21 protein-coding genes, 1 tRNA gene and 1 riboswitch are annotated in these 16,595 nt (G+C 61.9%); of the genes, 13 read left to right on the top strand and 9 right to left on the bottom strand.

From position 1 onward, the window contains the following. Positions 1-75: 75 nt before the first annotated feature. Positions 76-861: an IclR family transcriptional regulator gene (locus P3T17_RS33590; protein WP_174567536.1), complete on the bottom strand. Its 786-nt coding sequence runs from the start codon at positions 859-861 to the stop codon at positions 76-78. 103 nt (positions 862-964) lie between these two features. Between P3T17_RS33590 and P3T17_RS33585 the strand changes: the two genes are divergently transcribed. Beyond that, positions 965-2,155 (top strand): acyl-CoA dehydrogenase, encoded by a 1,191-nt coding sequence (locus tag P3T17_RS33585; RefSeq protein ID WP_429411167.1) that lies wholly within the window; start codon positions 965-967, stop codon positions 2,153-2,155. A gap of 93 nt (positions 2,156-2,248) precedes the next feature. Here P3T17_RS33585 and P3T17_RS33580 read toward each other — a convergent pair whose 3' ends face one another. Further along, positions 2,249-2,896 carry a peroxiredoxin gene (locus tag P3T17_RS33580; RefSeq protein WP_429411165.1) on the bottom strand — a complete coding sequence of 216 codons (648 nt, stop codon included), beginning with the start codon at positions 2,894-2,896 and terminating at the stop codon, positions 2,249-2,251. A gap of 347 nt (positions 2,897-3,243) precedes the next feature. On the opposite strand from P3T17_RS33580, the gene P3T17_RS33575 reads away from it, so the two are divergent. The 3 genes from P3T17_RS33575 to P3T17_RS33565 all read left to right on the top strand — a co-directional run bounded on the left by P3T17_RS33575 (position 3,244) and on the right by P3T17_RS33565 (position 4,588). Further along, complete coding sequence (locus tag P3T17_RS33575) at positions 3,244-3,546, top strand: DUF883 family protein (RefSeq protein WP_008919742.1); 303 nt, start codon at positions 3,244-3,246, stop codon at positions 3,544-3,546. Positions 3,547-3,667: 121 nt separating this feature from the next. After that, positions 3,668-4,054 carry a phage holin family protein gene (locus P3T17_RS33570; RefSeq protein WP_429286676.1) on the top strand — a complete coding sequence of 129 codons (387 nt, stop codon included), beginning with the start codon at positions 3,668-3,670 and terminating at the stop codon, positions 4,052-4,054. A gap of 72 nt (positions 4,055-4,126) precedes the next feature. After that, positions 4,127-4,588, top strand: coding sequence for a DUF3318 domain-containing protein (locus P3T17_RS33565; RefSeq protein WP_429411163.1), 462 nt, complete (start codon positions 4,127-4,129; stop codon positions 4,586-4,588). A gap of 72 nt (positions 4,589-4,660) precedes the next feature. On the opposite strand, the gene P3T17_RS33560 is transcribed toward P3T17_RS33565, so the two are convergent. The 7 genes from P3T17_RS33560 to glyA form a co-directional block, all read right to left on the bottom strand. After that, positions 4,661-5,134 (bottom strand): type IV pilin protein, encoded by a 474-nt coding sequence (locus P3T17_RS33560; RefSeq protein WP_429411161.1) that lies wholly within the window; start codon positions 5,132-5,134, stop codon positions 4,661-4,663. Positions 5,135-5,146: 12 nt separating this feature from the next. Beyond that, a complete protein-coding gene (locus P3T17_RS33555) occupies positions 5,147-5,752 on the bottom strand; it encodes a pilus assembly PilX family protein (protein WP_429411159.1) in 606 nt (201 codons plus the stop codon). Further along, positions 5,749-6,558, bottom strand: a complete 810-nt coding sequence (locus P3T17_RS33550) for a PilW family protein (RefSeq protein WP_429411156.1) — start codon at positions 6,556-6,558, stop codon at positions 5,749-5,751. Before P3T17_RS33550 ends, P3T17_RS33555 begins: the two co-directional genes overlap by 4 nt. Then, complete coding sequence (locus P3T17_RS33545; protein WP_429411154.1) at positions 6,555-6,980, bottom strand: type IV pilus modification PilV family protein; 426 nt, start codon at positions 6,978-6,980, stop codon at positions 6,555-6,557. The genes P3T17_RS33550 and P3T17_RS33545 overlap by 4 nt, the downstream gene beginning before the upstream one ends. After that, positions 6,977-7,543 (bottom strand): GspH/FimT family pseudopilin, encoded by a 567-nt coding sequence (locus P3T17_RS33540; protein WP_429411152.1) that lies wholly within the window; start codon positions 7,541-7,543, stop codon positions 6,977-6,979. Before P3T17_RS33540 ends, P3T17_RS33545 begins: the two co-directional genes overlap by 4 nt. Positions 7,544-7,692: 149 nt before the next feature. Then, positions 7,693-8,175: a transcriptional regulator NrdR gene (gene nrdR, locus P3T17_RS33535; protein ID WP_074265786.1), complete on the bottom strand. Its 483-nt coding sequence runs from the start codon at positions 8,173-8,175 to the stop codon at positions 7,693-7,695. A 3-nt stretch (positions 8,176-8,178) separates the two neighbouring features. Then, on the bottom strand, positions 8,179-9,426 hold the full coding sequence (gene glyA / locus P3T17_RS33530) for a serine hydroxymethyltransferase (protein WP_074265787.1): 1,248 nt from the start codon (positions 9,424-9,426) through the stop codon (positions 8,179-8,181). Between the two features lie 175 nt (positions 9,427-9,601). Further along, positions 9,602-9,701: riboswitch (ZMP/ZTP riboswitch) on the bottom strand. 286 nt (positions 9,702-9,987) lie between these two features. Here glyA and ydfG point away from each other — a divergent pair. The 9 genes from ydfG (at position 9,988) to P3T17_RS33485 (ending at position 16,510) form a co-directional block, all read left to right on the top strand. Beyond that, entirely contained in the window at positions 9,988-10,734 is a 747-nt protein-coding gene (gene ydfG, locus P3T17_RS33525; protein WP_429286540.1) for a bifunctional NADP-dependent 3-hydroxy acid dehydrogenase/3-hydroxypropionate dehydrogenase YdfG, read from the top strand. A 57-nt stretch (positions 10,735-10,791) separates the two neighbouring features. Further along, positions 10,792-11,271, top strand: coding sequence for a tol-pal system-associated acyl-CoA thioesterase (gene ybgC / locus P3T17_RS33520; protein WP_074265789.1), 480 nt, complete (start codon positions 10,792-10,794; stop codon positions 11,269-11,271). 154 nt (positions 11,272-11,425) lie between these two features. Further along, complete coding sequence (tolQ, locus tag P3T17_RS33515; protein ID WP_074265790.1) at positions 11,426-12,103, top strand: protein TolQ; 678 nt, start codon at positions 11,426-11,428, stop codon at positions 12,101-12,103. A gap of 10 nt (positions 12,104-12,113) precedes the next feature. Then, positions 12,114-12,566 (top strand): protein TolR, encoded by a 453-nt coding sequence (gene tolR, locus P3T17_RS33510; RefSeq protein WP_074265791.1) that lies wholly within the window; start codon positions 12,114-12,116, stop codon positions 12,564-12,566. Further along, a complete protein-coding gene (gene tolA / locus P3T17_RS33505) occupies positions 12,563-13,573 on the top strand; it encodes a cell envelope integrity protein TolA (RefSeq protein WP_074265792.1) in 1,011 nt (336 codons plus the stop codon). Before tolR ends, tolA begins: the two co-directional genes overlap by 4 nt. Before the next feature lie 114 nt (positions 13,574-13,687). Continuing rightward, positions 13,688-14,980: a Tol-Pal system beta propeller repeat protein TolB gene (gene tolB / locus P3T17_RS33500; RefSeq protein WP_074265793.1), complete on the top strand. Its 1,293-nt coding sequence runs from the start codon at positions 13,688-13,690 to the stop codon at positions 14,978-14,980. Positions 14,981-14,998: 18 nt separating this feature from the next. Next, positions 14,999-15,508 (top strand): peptidoglycan-associated lipoprotein Pal, encoded by a 510-nt coding sequence (pal, locus tag P3T17_RS33495; protein ID WP_074265794.1) that lies wholly within the window; start codon positions 14,999-15,001, stop codon positions 15,506-15,508. Between the two features lie 15 nt (positions 15,509-15,523). Then, positions 15,524-16,273, top strand: a complete 750-nt coding sequence (ybgF, locus tag P3T17_RS33490; protein WP_074265795.1) for a tol-pal system protein YbgF — start codon at positions 15,524-15,526, stop codon at positions 16,271-16,273. A 161-nt stretch (positions 16,274-16,434) separates the two neighbouring features. Further along, positions 16,435-16,510, top strand: a tRNA-Lys gene (locus P3T17_RS33485). Positions 16,511-16,595: the final 85 nt, after the last annotated feature.

Genomic DNA, 16,595 nt, shown 5'->3' with positions numbered 1-16,595 from the left:
TTGGTACGAGGCGAAGGAAGCGCCTTTCGCGATGTCATGACATGACACTTCATGCGGCGATGCCGCGATGCCTCATCAGCCCGTGTCTCCCAGCCGGCGCGCCAGCGCCTTCAGACGCGGCCCGACCGTCTCGCGAAACACCTCTTCCCCCATCGACGAAGCCGGCCCGCTGCAACTCAGCACCATCCAGCGACCCTCGCGCGGCTCGCGAAACGGCACCGCAACCGCATTGACATCGTCGTGCCAGTCGCGAAACGAGTAGCAGCAGCGTTCACGGGAGAACGCTTCAATCTCCTTCTCCGCATCCGCCACCAGCGCGGCGCCCTCCTCGCCGGCCGCATTCTTCAACTCCGCCAGCAAAGCCGTGCGCATATCGAGCGGTTGGACCGCGAGATACGCGCGCCCCATCGAACTGGTCAGCATCGACAGCTTCGACCCGGACGCAAGGCCAAGCGTGAGCGCTGTCTCGCTGCGGATCGTTTCCAGATAGATCATGTCGAGGCCGTCGCGACATCCCAGCGACACCGCTGCCCCCACCTCGCGAGCGAACGTGCGCATGTGCGGCCGGGCAAGTTCGAGCGTGTCGGTACCCGACAGCAGCGCGAAGCCAAGTGACAGCACCCCGGCGTCGAGCGCATATTTGCCTAACGTCTCGTCGAGACGCAGATAGCCCAGCACCGTCAGCGTGTAAGCCAGACGATTGACGGTGGCCTTCGGCAAGCCCGTGCGTTCGACGAAATCTCGGTTGCCGAGCATTGTCTCGCCGGGCCGGAACGCGCGCAGGAGGTCAAGGCCGCGAGCGAGTGCGACGACAAATTTGCGCTCGTCCAGGGGATCGAGGGGAGTAGATGCAGGCATCAGTGGATGATACACTCAGGGCTCATTTGCAAAACATTGTTTCGCATAGCGGAACTCAAGTCAAGCGTTTCAAGTCACTCAAGATTCGATTCAGGAGATACGCATCATGGCCGACGCCGCGCAGTTTCACTGGGAAGACCCGCTGTTGCTCGATCAGCAGCTCACCGAAGAAGAACGCATGGTGCGCGAAGCCGCCGCAGCCTATGCGCAAGACCGGCTGAAGCCGCGCGTGCTGGAAGCGTTCCGGCATGAGAAGACCGACATCGAAATCTTCCGTGAAATGGGCGAACTCGGGCTGCTGGGACCGACCATTCCCGAGGAATACGGCGGCCCAGGCCTCAACTACGTGAGCTACGGGCTGATCGCGCGTGAAGTGGAGCGCGTCGATTCCGGCTACCGCTCGATGATGTCGGTGCAGTCGTCGCTGGTGATGGTGCCCATCTACGAATTCGGCTCGGATGCGCAGAAGGCCAGGTACCTGCCGAAGCTCGCCACCGGCGAGTGGATCGGCTGTTTTGGCTTGACCGAACCGAATCACGGCTCCGATCCGGGCAGCATGGTCACGCGGGCGAAGAAGGTCGACGGCGGCTTCTCACTCTCTGGCGCAAAGATGTGGATCACCAACTCGCCGATCGCGGACGTGTTCGTCGTGTGGGCCAAACTCGAAGAGAACGGCAAGGACGCGATTCGCGGCTTCATTCTGGAGAAAGGTTGGAAAGGCCTGTCCGCGCCGACGATTCACAGCAAGGTGGGCTTGCGCGCCTCGATCACCGGCGAGATCGTCATGGACGAAGTGTTTGTGCCGGAAGAAAACATGCTGCCGAAGGTGAGCGGCCTCAAGGGTCCGTTTACTTGCCTGAACTCGGCGCGCTACGGCATTGCCTGGGGTGCGCTCGGTGCTGCCGAAGCCTGCTGGCATACCGCGCGCCAATATGTGCTGGACCGCAAGCAGTTCGGCCGGCCGCTCGCCGCTAACCAGTTGATCCAGAAGAAGCTCGCCGACATGCAGACCGAAATTACACTCGGGCTGCAAGGCGTGCTGCGCCTCGGTCGTATGAAGGACGAAGGGACCGCGGCGGTCGAAATCACCTCCATCATGAAGCGCAACTCATGCGGCAAATCGCTTGAGATCGCGCGGCTCGCCCGCGACATGCTGGGCGGCAACGGTATCTCCGATGAATTCGGTATCGCACGGCATCTGGTGAACCTCGAAGTTGTAAATACCTACGAAGGTACGCATGACATCCATGCGTTGATTCTCGGTCGCGCGCAGACGGGGATACAGGCGTTCTTCTGACCGTCTTGCGGCGGAGAGGCGAGTTCAGCCCAGTTGATCTCCAAACGTAAAAGGCCAACCGCAAGCGGTTGGCCTTTTACATTGCCGTAGAACTTACGCGACTTGCTTGTTCGGCTGCGGCGTCAAACGCAGATACGGACGTAGTGCCTTGTAGCCCTTCGGGAATTTCTGTTTAATCACTTCCTCGTCCTTCAGCGACGGCACGATCACGACGTCATCGCCCTGCTTCCAGTTACCCGGCGTCGCCACCTGATGGCTGTCGGTAAGCTGCAACGAGTCGATCACGCGCAGCACTTCGTCAAAGTTACGGCCGGTGCTGGCCGGGTACGTAATGATCAGACGCACCTTCTTCTTCGGATCGATCACGAAAAGCGAACGGACCGTGAGCGTCTCGTTTGCGTTCGGATGGATCATGTCGTACAGCTCGGAGACCTTGCGGTCGCCATCGGCAAGAATCGGAAAGCCGACGCTTGCGGCCTGCGTCTCGTTAATGTCCTTGATCCATTCCTTGTGCGATTCCGCGTTGTCGACGGAGAGCGCGATGGTCTTTACATTGCGTTTTTCAAATTCGCTGGCAAGCTTTGCCGTCAACCCAAGCTCGGTGGTGCAAACAGGCGTGAAGTCTGCCGGGTGGGAAAACAGCACGCCCCAGCTATCGCCCAGCCATTCGTGGAACTTGATACGGCCCAGGCTCGATTCCTGTTCGAAGTCCGGTGCGATGTCGCCAAGACGTAGACTCATGATGCATGCTCCTTAGTTTGTTTGGACGGTCCGTTCAGGCTTGCGCCTGCGGTACTCCGCAAATTTAGAGCATACGGGAGCGCGCGTACACCACGAACGAACATCGCGTCACAACTTTATGAGTTTTTGTAATTTCCGGTGGAATAGAGGAAACTTTGCGGGACAGATCAACTCCATCATGATCTGAGGCTAGCCATGCGCGCGCACGAAGCAAAAAAATCGTGCTCGACGGCCCGCGGATCAACCGGGAATGGTTCGTGCGTTAGTCGGCATATGCCTGCTGCGCTCGCCACCTGACGTTTCTTTGGTTACGATTCACGCATGACATACCAAGATGGGAGCTGTAAATGTCGGAAGTCAACAAGGAGAGATTGATGTCGGATATCAAAACCGTCCTCGCGGACGCTGAAGACCTGCTGAAACAGGCCGCGAGCGCCACCGGCGAACGCGCTTCCGAACTGCGTGAAACGGCGCTGACGCGCCTGAAACAGGCCAAGGAAAAGGCCGCTGACGTGCAGGTCGTGGTGGTCGAAAAAGGCAAGAAGGCTGCCCGTGCAACGGATGACTACGTGCACGAGCATCCTTGGGCTTCGATCGGCATCGCCGCGGGCGTTGGTGTTCTGGTCGGCCTGCTGATCAACCGCAAGTAAAAACAGTCGGTACTGCCGGGCGATTTTGCCGGCATGCCGCTGAATCAGGTTGACCGGCGCAGCCATGGCCGGTCCGCTTCTTCTGGCGCATCTCACGCATCTCAGGCAACGCGCTCAAGCCATGACGATCGACAATCAATCGCAGCGCGTGGAGCACAGTCCATTGCGCCGCATCCTCAGTTCCGTGTTTGCGATTTTGCAGACGCGGCTCGAACTGATCGGCATCGAACTCGCCGAGGAAAAAGACCGCCTGCTCGGCGTGCTGTTTCTCGGACTCGCCGCCATGATGCTCGCCACCATGGCATTGATCGCGCTGACGGCGCTGATTGCGATCGCCTTTTGGGACACTTACCGGTGGCAGGCGCTGGCCGGCATTACAGCGGTCTATGCAATCGCGGCGATCGCCTGTGCACTAAAGGCGCGCAGCGGTTTGCACAATGCACCGTTGGTGTTCGAAGCCACGCTCGCCGAGTTCGAAAAGGACCGCGAGATATTTCGCAAACCGTGACATCCTGATCCAGGCCCGGCGACGGCGCGCCAACGCCGTTGGCCTTCCCGACCACCCCTGCTGCCAGACATCATGAGCCCCAGCCACCCCGATACCGCCTTTCGCAGCAAACGCCCGGCCGCCCGCGATCTGAGCGCGCCGCATCTGCGCGCGTTGCGCAAGGAACTGCTGCTGGTACGCGCGGACGTCGAGCGCATGGAACTCGCGCAGGCCACGGTCGACTTGCGTCAGGCGGTGACGCACTTCAGTTGGCTCAAGTTCATCGTGCCGGGCTTTGCCGGCATGCGCTGGGGTAAAGCCCGGACCGCCAGCGCGGGGATTGGCTCGCTGCTGAAGGAATATCCGCTGATCAGCTCGATTGCTTCGATGCTGCTTGCCAAGCCGTTGCGGGCAACGGTCGTGGCGAGCGCGAAGCCGGTGCTCAAGTGGGGCAGTCTTGGGCTGGCGGCGTGGGAAGCGTATCGCATCTGGCAACAGATGAAGAACGAGTCGCGCCGGACGACGGGCGATGTCGTGGGCGAGCGTGCGGATTGAGTCTGGCGTCTGGCGGGCGCGGGCGGCTCGTGACTGGCTGGATCCGGATGGCGGACCTTCAGGACGATGGACTTATCCCGTATTCCAGCAGACGTCTGAGTCTGCCGTTACCACCCCCTCTGCTGTGCGATTGGCCCGTGAGCCGGTTGCATCGAGTATGAAACTCCCGCACGGGTCGTCGCTCATCGGCCCTGTCTCTGTGGGGTTAGCCTCCACCGCGTAGCCACCGTTTGTTTCGTCTGCTGGAAGCGTGCGCAAGCGGTAGACCGCTGTCCCGAAAGGCGGCGCCTGATCCAGACCGGCCGGCAGCGGACTCACCTCGCCGGGGGCGCCGGCTTCGATAAACTGCGCGGCCCGATAAAGCGCCGATGCTGCGTCGACCCGATGCGAACGGGCGACATGTCCGCGATACGACGGCACAGCGTAGACCACCAGTATTGCGGCGATTGCGAGCGCAATGATTAGTTCGAGCAGCGTGAAAGCTCTGGCGGCCCTGAAGGCCGAAGGATGCGCTTTCGAGTTCGCATGTGAATAGTGCTCATTCATACCGTTACTTCTCTAAAACGGGCGTGCGGCGACCCGCCGCCAGTGCCGCTCGATCTTCTCGCCGTCCACGACCAGTTCCAGTTGCAGCCACGTCTGCGTCTCCTGGGTGCGGCCGAATCCCCGTGCGGTTAGCAGATACGCCTTTGCCTCGGGACGCGTTGCCAGTTGCCAGGCTTCCACCAGGCATTGCGGGGGAGCGGCTGAGCCGGGCCACTGTGCAATTGGTGTAAAAGCTCCGGCGGAGAAGGTCGGCTCGAGCTTCCATCCGGTTGGCTCGGCGGCGATTGCGATTCCACCGACGACGGATGCCGCGCCCGACAGAACCGCCCGGGCGCATAAGGTAAGCGCCGAATCGGCGGCGTGGAAGGCTTGCAAGGTCTCCCGAAGGTTGTTCGTGGAGCGCGACGCCGCCAATGAGGCTTCGAACGAGGCGGCCGACGTCACCAGCATCATCGATGAGATCAACAGGACGATTGGCAAGGCTGCGCCGCGCACGCGTTGGGTGGACGCGCCGTGATCGGGCATATGCGAGGCACGGCGTAGGCCGGGAAAGCGCAGCGACGCTTGCGCCAGCGGCCGCTCCACCGACGCCGGGTCGTTTGACTGGCAGGTCGTCATAACGTGTCGCCTTCGTTGTTCCGAAGCGCCACACGCCGCCAGAAGGCCTGCCGCGCGCGCATGTCCGTTCCGATGACACTCGCACCATCGCAATCGACGTAACGCACGCGCCGGCCCTGCGGTGCACCGCGCACCAGCACGCAGAGGTCTACCGCAACGACGTTCGCCCATTGCGCTGTTGCGATCGCAGACGCATCCAGCGCGCTTTGTGCGCCCGCAAGCCAATACCGGATCCGTAGCCGCTCGACGCCCTCCACCAGCGGCTGCGCCGAGCCGGATTTGCCGTTGCCGTCGCAATACAGCTCAAATTCGCTCGTCGAGCCGCTTTGCTTCGCATAGAACCGATTGACGATCAACACACGTCCCGCACCGAATACCGCGTCGCCGATGCTCACCGCCTGGCCGAGACAATCGGTCGACTGCCCGGTCGACGACGGCCACGTCGAAACGTTATCGCCGACATACCGAATCGCAATGCCGTCCGACCGACTGGCCAGCGCTTCGCACGTGGGGTTGTCGTCGGCGCCCGTGGGCCTCGCAGACGAACATCCGAACAGAGTCGGTCGGAGTTGCGGCAAAGGTGCGTCAACGGGAATGAACCCGGTCATCTGGAGCTGCTGGCCGATCACCGTAAGCGCTGCCAGACCCGCTTCGCGCATCTGTAGCGCGTCACCGGCTCCGCCGAACGCTGCCCGTTGCGAGCGATACAGCGAAACGGCGCCAGCGGTCACGACGAGCCCCAGCGCCAGGGCAATCGTCACTTCGACGAGCGTATGGCCGCGCGGAAAAATGGCACGTAGTTTCATTTGACGAACGCCACGGCAGAACACGACAGTCCAGCGGCAACCGGCAGATCGCCGCACGAATCGGGCTTGTCTATCACCCGCACCGATGCGGGCGTCTTGGCCACAGCCGACCATATGACGCGCGCGAACGAGACTCCCTGGCCATGCTCGCTGATCGACGCGTCGCCCTTAGGCAGCAAACTCGCAGCGCGATCGCTCCACTGTCGCAAGGCGGTGTCGCCACCTGCCGGTGCGCGTGCCGCCTCCGCCAAGGCGTCCGACAGAAGCGCGGCGCGTTCCCGCAGTGCGGCAGCACGTGTGTCTCGCGCAATCCATAACTGCGTCGCAATCAGGCCGAGGGCCGTGACTGCTGTCAGCGCAACCGCAAGCATGACCTCGATCAGCGATGCGCCGCGCGACCATCTGGCTTGTGCAGCGATCATGACGTTGCTCCGCATGCGCCGTCGACGATGCGCGGCCGTCCACCCGCAGCGATACGGATGCAGCGCCGCCACGACTGCCCTTGTGTCGCCCGCGAAGGGGCGTGCGGTGCGATGTCGAAGCTACGGAAGCTGCCGATCAACTGACCGGAGGGCGGCGTGAACGTGAGATTCGTCTCGGTCCCGGCAATACTCACCGCAGCCAGTTCGGCCTGCGCACGTAACACCGATGGCGTTCCAGTGCGCTCGACCATCACTGCCCATCCGCATGACCAGTCGGCCAATCCGGTGCGGCAAGCTTGCCCGGAGGCAAGACAGTGCCGCGCCGCGTCGACCCGGCACACAGTCACACGCACACCGCGCCTGACGGCTTCGCTGCGCGCGTATGACAACGTCGAAAGGAGGGCTCGCGCACGCGCATCGACCTGGTCTCGCGTATGCCACGCAACGAACGACGGTGTCGTCATAACCGCGATGACTGCCAGCACGGCAACCACGACCAATGTTTCGATCAACGTAAAACCGCGGGCCACGCGCGGTAAATCTGCATCCTGCATCATCTGCATTCCTCAACTTCAAAAGAATGCGATCAATTTACGCAAGCAGGAGTGCGTCGACAATCTGCCGAACGGCCAGGTAGCGGACGAGCAATGTCACCCGCAACAATGTCGGTATGACGGCTATAGGGAGAATAAAGATGCTATTGCGCGAACAATCAGCGCTTGCGGGTAGGCTTGGGGGGCGTCGCCGCGCGGCGAAACTCTTCGATGACGTCTTCGAATTCAGACACGTCCTCGAAACGCCGGTAGACAGAAGCAAAGCGCACGTAGGCAATCGTGTCGAGCGCACGCAACTCGTTCATCACGAGTTCGCCAAGACGCTCGCTGCGCACTTCGCGCTCGCCACTACCCAGCAGTTGGTATTCAATGCGGGCGACAGCCGCGTCGACCGCGTCCGCCGCAACCGGGCGCTTGCGCAGCGCCAGTTGCATGCTCGCGACGATCTTGCGGCGATCGAATTCGGTGCGGCTGCCATCCTTCTTGACGACCGAGGGCAACGCCAGCTCGACCCGCTCATACGTCGTAAAACGTTTGTCGCAGGCCGGGCAGCGGCGGCGCCGGCGAATCGCGGCGCCGTCCTCGGATACGCGCGAGTCCACGACCTGCGTATCGTCATGCCGGCAGAAGGGGCAGCGCATCGCTTACTTGTAGACCGGGAAGCGCTTGGTCAACTCGGCGACCTGCGTGCGAACGCGTTCGATCGTCGCCGCGTCTTCCGGGTTGTCCAGCAGATCAGCGATCAGGTTACCCACCTGCTCCGCTTCCTTCACGCCAAAACCACGCGTGGTCATGGCAGGAGAACCGAGACGGATACCGCTCGTCACGAACGGCTTTTCCGGATCGTTCGGAATTGCGTTCTTGTTGACGGTAATATGCGCCGCGCCGAGCGCCGCTTCCGCTGCCTTGCCCGTGATGTGCTTCGCACGCAGGTCGACCAGCATGACGTGGCTTTCCGTACGGCCCGAGACGATGCGCAGACCGCGCTTCACGAGCGTTTCGGCCAGCACCCGGGCGTTGTCCACGACCTTCTGCTGGTATTCCTTGAACTCCGGCGACAGCGCTTCCTTGAACGCAACGGCCTTGCCGGCAATCACGTGCATCAGCGGACCACCCTGGATGCCCGGGAAGATTGCCGAGTTGATCGCCTTTTCAAACTCGGCCTTCATCAGGATCACGCCGCCGCGCGGGCCGCGCAGGCTCTTGTGAGTCGTGGTGGTGACGAAGTCCGAATGCGGCACCGGGTTCGGGTAGACACCCGCGGCGATCAGACCGGCGTAGTGCGCCATGTCGACCATCAGGTACGCGCCAACCGATTTGGCGATCTTCGACAGACGCTCGAAGTCGATGCGCAGCGCGAAGGCCGAGGCGCCGGCCACGATCAGCTTCGGCTTGTGTTCCTGAGCGAGCTTCTCAGCCGCGTCGTAGTCGATGTCTTCCGCTTCGTTCAAACCATAGCTGACGACGTTGAACCACTTGCCCGACATGTTGACCGGCGAGCCGTGCGTGAGGTGGCCGCCGTGCGCGAGGCTCATGCCCATGATCGTGTCGCCCGGCTTGAGCATGGCGAAGAACACGCCCTGGTTCGCCTGCGATCCGGAATTCGGCTGCACGTTCGCAGCTTCAGCGCCGAACAGTTCCTTGACGCGGTCGATAGCGAGCTGCTCGACGATGTCCACGTATTCGCAGCCGCCGTAGTAGCGCTTACCCGGATAACCTTCCGCGTACTTGTTGGTGAGCTGCGAGCCTTGCGCGGCCATGACAGCCGGGCTCGTGTAGTTTTCCGACGCGATCAGTTCGATGTGGTCTTCCTGACGGCGGTTTTCCTGCTCGATCGCTTTCCAGAGTTCAGGATCGACGTTGGCGATGGTGCTTTGGGCTCTGTCAAACATACGGGTTCCGTTGAGTGTTTTCAGGTTGACCGGATCGTGCGCCGAATTTCGTGCAGAAAGCGTAGTGGGTACGCGGCGCTGCTGGCGGCTGTGCCAGCCCTGACGTGGCGGATGAAGATAAGCCGCACACGCGAGGCAGGACAGCCACCGGCGGCGCAATTGACTGCGCGCGGATCACGGCTGCCCAGGCGAACGGCAAAACGGCACCCTGCGCTTCACGGTGGGACGCTCCACCTTGAACCTGTTTGGTTCTATCGCCAGTCACGCAGGGATGAGCGCGTTAGTTTATTGGAACCGCCTGGAATAGGCAACCGGCCCGCCGCGTGGCCCGCAGGGGCAAGCGCCCTGCAAACGTCAGACGAAATCCCGCAACGAGCAGGAGCCGTCCCGGCACCCGTGACGCCCGCCGAGGCGGACGGGCCGGCCGCAAATGTCCCACCGGTCTCTCACGCCGCCTCCGCGCGCCTGGAGACACTCCACTGGCGACAAGGGCGTTCTTGCCGCAGCGCCGCATTGCAAGTAGGCTTGGCGACTTTCCCCTCTCCCCATCAGGAAAACGCCATGATCGTCTTCGTCACCGGGGCGTCCGCAGGATTCGGCGCCGCCATCGCCCGCACTTTCGTCAAGGGCGGCCATCGCGTCGTCGCCACCGCGCGCCGTAAAGACCGCCTGCAGGCGCTTGCCGACGAACTGGGCGAGGCGCTTCTGCCGCTCGAACTCGACGTGCGCGACCGCGCCGCCGTTGCCGCCGTCCCCGCTGCGCTGCCGGAGAGCTTTGCGGCGATCGACGTGCTGGTGAACAACGCCGGCCTCGCGCTCGGCCTTGAACCTGCGCAACGCGCGAACCTCGACGACTGGCAAACCATGATCGACACGAACTGCTCCGGGCTCGTGCACGTCACGCATGCATTGCTACCCGGGATGGTCGAGCGCAAATGCGGCCATGTGTTTAACCTAAGTTCGGCGGCGGCAAACTGGCCGTATGCGGGCGGCAACGTCTACGGCGCCACCAAGGCTTTCGTGCGCCAGTTCAGCCTGAACCTGCGCGCCGATCTGGCCGGCACACCGTTGCGCGTAACCGATGTCGAGCCTGGCTTGTGCGGGGGTACCGAGTTTTCCAACGTGCGCTTTCGCGGCGACGACGAGAAGGCGGCCAACGTCTACCAGAACGTGCAGCCGTTGACCGCCGAAGACATCGCCGATGCGATCTACTGGACCGCGACGCGCCCGGCACATGTCAACGTCAACACGATCGAACTGATGCCCGTCGCGCAGTCGTTTGCAGGGTTGTCGGTGCATCGCGGCTAAGGCTGCCTTATCCGGACTGACCCACGAAATAACGTGGGGTTTTGCGTTCCGGGTAAAATGCGCCGCATGAATATGTCCCCCAGCGAGCCCGATGCGGGAATCGGCTTCATCTGGCCGATTCGCGTGTACTACGAAGATACCGATGCTGGCGGCATCGTGTTCTACGCGAATTATTTGAAGTTTTTCGAGCGGGCACGTACCGAATGGCTACGAGCATGCGGCGTCGAGCAGGACCGCCTGGTGCAGGAAACGGGCGCCCTGTTCATCGTACGCAGCACCGCGCTCGACTATCTCGCGCCCGCCCGGCTTGACGATCTCGTCAAAATTGTTAGCCGCCCCGAACGAATTGGCCGCGCGTCGGTCGATTTCTTCCAGGAGGCGTGGCGCGAGGGCACGCTGCTTGCTACGGGGACCATTCGGGTCGGCTGCGTCGACCGGGTAACGCTGCGCCCTGCCGCGATTCCTGCATCTGTCCTCGCCGCATTGCGTCGAGGGGCCGATGTAAGTATGTGCAACGTGTCAACGGACAACGGTTGAACATCGTTGTTACGGGGCCAGTGAACTCGTATCGATCAAGCAACACAAAGCATGGTTCGGCCCGCGGTCTGCCGAAGCTTCCGGTTTCCTCACGGCAAGCTTCGACTGACCTTGCAGCCGGACGCCCCCTTCCGGGACGTTACAGCGAACCTATATGAACACTACACAAGATCTATCGATCATTTCTCTCGTTCTTAATGCGAGTCTGCTGGCGCAGGCAGTGATGGCACTGTTGCTGCTGCTGTCGCTGCTGTCGTGGACTTTCATCTTCCGCAAGTGGTTTGCGATCCGCCGCGCACGCGCGCAGACTGAGCGTTTCGAACGCGATTTCTGGTCCGGCGGCGACCTGCAGGCGCTCTATCAAAGCGCTGCGAACAACCGCCATACGATCGGTGCGCTCGAACGCATCTTCGAGTCCGGCATGCGCGAATTCCTGAAGGGCAAGGAAAAGCGTCTTAACGACCCGGGCCTGATCCTCGACGGCGCCCGCCGCGCGATGCGCGCCGCGTTCCAGCGCGAGATGGATGTGCTCGAAGCCAATCTGGCGTTCCTCGCCTCGGTGGGTTCGGTCAGTCCGTACATCGGTCTCTTCGGCACGGTTTGGGGGATCATGAATGCGTTCCGCGGCCTCGCCAACGTCCAGCAGGCCACGCTCGCCAACGTCGCGCCAGGTATCGCCGAGGCGCTGACCGCAACGGCAATCGGCCTGTTCGCCGCCATTCCGGCGGTGGTGGCCTACAACCGTTACGCGCACGACATCGACCGTCTGGCGATCCGCTTCGAGACCTTCATCGAAGAATTCTCGAACATCCTGCAACGTCAGGCGCACTAAGGAGTCCACGATGGCCGGTTCCTCCAGTCGCTCCTCCAGTATGCGCGGCAGCCGTTCGCGCCGCGCGATGGCCGATATCAACGTCGTGCCGTATATCGACGTGATGCTCGTGCTGCTCGTGATCTTCATGGTGACCGCGCCGCTCGTCGCGCCGTCGATCGTCAATCTGCCTACCGTCGGCGGGGCCGCTCCGCAACAGCAGACACCACCGGTTGTCGTGAATATCCGCGCAGATGGCAACATGAACGTCAAATATAAAGACGACAATGGCGCCATGCAGCAAGAAAGCATGACGCGGGCGGATCTCGATAGCTTCGTCACCGACCGCGAGCAGTCGCACCCGGACCAGCCGGTTGTGATCGCCGCTGACAAGACGGTGAAGTACGAAGCCGTGATGAACGTGATGTCCGACCTGAAGGCTCGCGGCGTCAAGCGCGTTGGCCTGCTCGTCAAATCGCAATGATCCGCAAGAATTCCACTTACCCGCTCCAGCCGCCGCGTGAACGCGGTACCTGGCGAGCGTTCGCGCTCGCGCTGGTGATGCATGCGCTGCTTGCGTTCTTTCTGTACCACGGCATTCAATGGCAGAACAGCACGCCGGCGGGCGCCGAAGCCGAACTGTGGACGGAGGTGCCCGACGTCACGACGCCGCGGCCGCCACCGCCGCCTCCGGTGCCGGTAGCCCCTGCTCCGCCGCTGCCTGATGAACAGGCGGATATTGCGTTGCAGGAAAAGAAACGTCAGCAGCAGGAAGCCGCACGCCAGGCCCAGCTTGCCGAACAGCAGCGACAGCAGCAGCTGCAAGCCCAGCAGGAAGCCGACGCGAAACGTCAGCAACAGCTGGCCGACCAGGCTGCGCAGCTGGCCGCCCAGAAAGCTCAGGCCGCCAAGTTGAAGCAGCAACAGCAGCAGGCTGACAAGCTCAAGCAGCAGCAACTGGCTGATCAGCAAAAGCAGGATCAGTTGAAGCAACAGCAACTGCAGGAGCAGCAACAGCAGGCCCAGGCCGACGCGCAAAAGAAGGCCGATGAGCAGAAGGCGGCGAAGGCGGCTAAAGCGGCGGCCGACGCAGCGCAAGCGAAGAAGCTCGATCAGGAGCGTCGTGCGCGGCTTGCACAGATGCAAGGTATGGCCGGGGGCGAAGGCTCGACGGGCAACGGTCTTGCGAAGAGCGGCACCGGTAGTGGCTCTGGCGGCACGTCGACTTCGCCCGGGTATGCGGACAAGGTCAGACGGCGCGTGCGGCCCAACATCGTTTGGTCGGGTGATACGCAAGGTCTGGAAACCGAAATTTCCGTACGTTGCTCGCCTACGGGCACGCTACTGGACGTGACGGTCACCCGTCCCAGCAGCAATCCCCAGTGGGATGCAGCCGCTGAGCGAGCCGTCAGGGCGTCCGATCCGATGCCGGTCGATGTTGATGGTAAAACGCCGTCGAGCTTCAAGATTACCTTACGCCCGGCTGGTTGATAGCAGGCCCAACGCCCCGTCCAGCGGGGCGTCTCCGGGAACGAATTGAGAGTTTCCCGGTCTGTCTGCTGTCATACCGTGATAGAAATCGTATTTTTTGGGAATCCATACAGCATGACTTTGATGACCAAGCTAGGCCTGCGGACATTGGTGGCGTCGTGCCTGATTGCAGCGGGCGGCGCAGCACACGCCCAACTTAACGTCCTCGTTACGGGCGTCGGAGCTACCCAGTTCCCCATCGCGACGGCGAATTTCGCCAATGAAGCGAACTCGCCGCAACAGGTCAGCACGATCGTGCGCCAGGATCTGCAACGCAGCGGCAAATTCACCAACGTCGACGCCGGCAGCGCGCCCGTTTCGGAAACCGATTCGGTCGATCTGGGCAGCTGGAAGGCCAAGGGCGCCAACGCGTTCGTGGCCGGCAGCGTGAACCACCTGCCGAACGGCCAGTACGAAGTGCGCTTCAAACTGTACGACACGGTCAAGGGCGAAAGCCTTGGTGGCCTCGTGCTGGTGAGCCCCGAAAGCGGCCTGCGGATGAGCGCGCATAAGGTCGCCGACTACATCTATGCGAAGCTGTTGGGCGATCGCGGCGTGTTCGCCACCCGTCTGTCTTACGTCATCAAGACCGGCAACCGCTACCAGTTGCAGATTTCCGATTCGGATGGCCAGGATGCGCACATCGCGCTGTCGAGCCCCGAGCCGATCATCTCGCCCGCCTGGTCGCCTGACGGCACGAAGGTCGCCTACGTGTCCTTCGAAAAGAAAAAGCCGATCGTCTACATCCACGATCTGCCCACGGGCCGTCGCGTGATCGTTTCGGACCAGAAGGGAAATAACAGTGCGCCGGCCTGGTCGCCGGATGGACGCACGTTGGCTGTGGCGCTTTCGCGCACCGGCAACACGCAGATTTTCGCCGTCAATGCGGACGGCAGCGGTCTGCGCCGGCTGACTCAAGGCAGCTCGATCGACACCGAACCGAACTACTCTCCTGACGGACAGTGGATTTATTTCACCAGCGACCGTGGTGGTCAACCGCAGATCTACAAGATGCCGGCCCAGGGCGAAAGCGCCGGCGCGGCCCAGCGGGTCACGTTCACGGGCAGCTACAATACGAGCCCGCGCGTGAGCCCGGACGGCAAGCAGCTCGCCTATATCTCGCGTGTGGGCGGCGCTTTCAAGCTGTATGTTCAGGACTTGCAGTCCGGTTCCGCAACCGGCCTGACCGACACAACACATGACGAATCGCCGAGCTTCGCGGCGAATGGTCAGTACATTCTTTACGCCACACAGGTGAACGGCCGTGGCGTGTTGGCCGCAGTATCGACCGACGGTCGCACTCGGCAGGTCCTGTCCGTTCAGGGCGGCGTCGTTCGCGAGCCGTCCTGGGGCCCGTTTATGCAATAACACACAAGGAGAGTAACAATGATGTCTAAACTTCGTATCGTATTTGCCGCATTGCTGGTCGGTGCACTCGCTGCATGTCATTCGGGCGTCAAGCTCGACGAGAACGCCAATAAGGGCGGCGCTGTCTCAACTCAACCGAACCCGAATGCAGTCGCACAGGTGAACGTCGACGAGCTGAACGATCCGAACAGCCCGCTCGCCAAGCGTAGCATCTACTTCGACTTCGACAGCTACTCGGTCAAGGACGAATACCAGTCGCTGCTGGCACAACACGCGCGTTATCTGAAAGCACATCCGGAACGTCACGTGCTGATCCAGGGCAACACCGACGAACGCGGCACGAGCGAGTACAACCTGGCACTCGGCCAGAAGCGTGCTGAAGCTGTCCGTCGCGCGCTGTCGCTGCTTGGCGTGCCGGATTCGCAAATGGAAGCCGTGAGTCTGGGCAAGGAAAAGCCGCAGGCAACCGGTCATGACGAAGAATCGTGGGCACAAAACCGCCGCGCTGATCTCGTCTACCAACAGTAATAGGTGATGAGCCGTATGACGCAACGTTTCTCCTGGCTGCGCTTTGCTGCAGCCGCCTGCGTGGCGGGCTCGGCCCTGACGGCCGTGCCGGCTCACGCCGGCATGTTCGACGACGACCAGGCCCGTCAGGCGATTCTCGATCTGCGTACCAAGACCGATAGCCTGTCGAGTCAGTTGTCGGCCGCGCAGCGGACCATCCTCGATCAGTCCAACCGCCTCGATCAGCTCAACCAGCAGGTCGCGACGCTTCGCGGACAGAACGAGGACATGGCAAACCAGCTCGCCACAGTGCAAAAGCAGCAGAAGGACTACTACACCGATCTCGACACGCGGCTCAAGAAATTCGAGCCGCAGCAGCAGACCGTGGATGGTGTAGAAGGCACGGTACAGCCTGGCGAGACGGATGCGTTCAATGCGGCCTCAACGCAGTTCCGCAACGGCGACTTCAAAAGTGCGGCGGCCTCCTTCCGCAGCTTCATCGCCAAGTATCCGCAGAGCCCCTATCAGCCGACCGCGCAGTACTGGCTCGGCAACGCACTGTATGCACTGCGTGACTACAAGGGCTCGACGGCTACGTGGGAAGGCGTCGTGAAGAATTACCCGCAGCATCCGCGTGCGCCGGAAGCGCTGCTCGCGATTGCCAACAATCAGCTCGAACAAGGTCAGAAAGCAGCAGCAAAGAAGACCCTCGAGCAGATCGTGGCGCAATACGGCAGCTCGGACGTCGCGCAGTCGGCGCAAGGCAAGTTGTCGCAAATCAAGTAATTTGCAGCTCGCAGCAAACGCGTAGTGTCGAATTAAACGTCACGCGCGCCTCTCGCCGGAAAGCCCGGGGCAGTCGTTGCTCTGGGCTTTTCGTTTTTCCGCGCGACAGCTGCCGGGTTGACAGGCGGCACGCCGTATCGCTATAATTCCGCTTCTCTTTTGGGTCGTTAGCTCAGCTGGTAGAGCAGCGGACTTTTAATCCGTTGGTCACAGGTTCGAATCCCGTACGGCCTACCAAAGAATACAAGGGCTTAGCTTCGGCTAAGCCCTTTTTCTTGCTCCGCAAAAACGCACCTGCTCCGCAAAACCTGTAGCGTCGCGC

Source organism: Paraburkholderia sp. GAS82 (assembly GCF_050436285.1).
Lineage (GTDB): Bacteria > Pseudomonadota > Gammaproteobacteria > Burkholderiales > Burkholderiaceae > Paraburkholderia > Paraburkholderia phenazinium_B.
The sequence above is the reverse complement of the archived record's forward strand: the minus strand, read 5'-3'. Positions and strand labels throughout refer to the sequence as shown.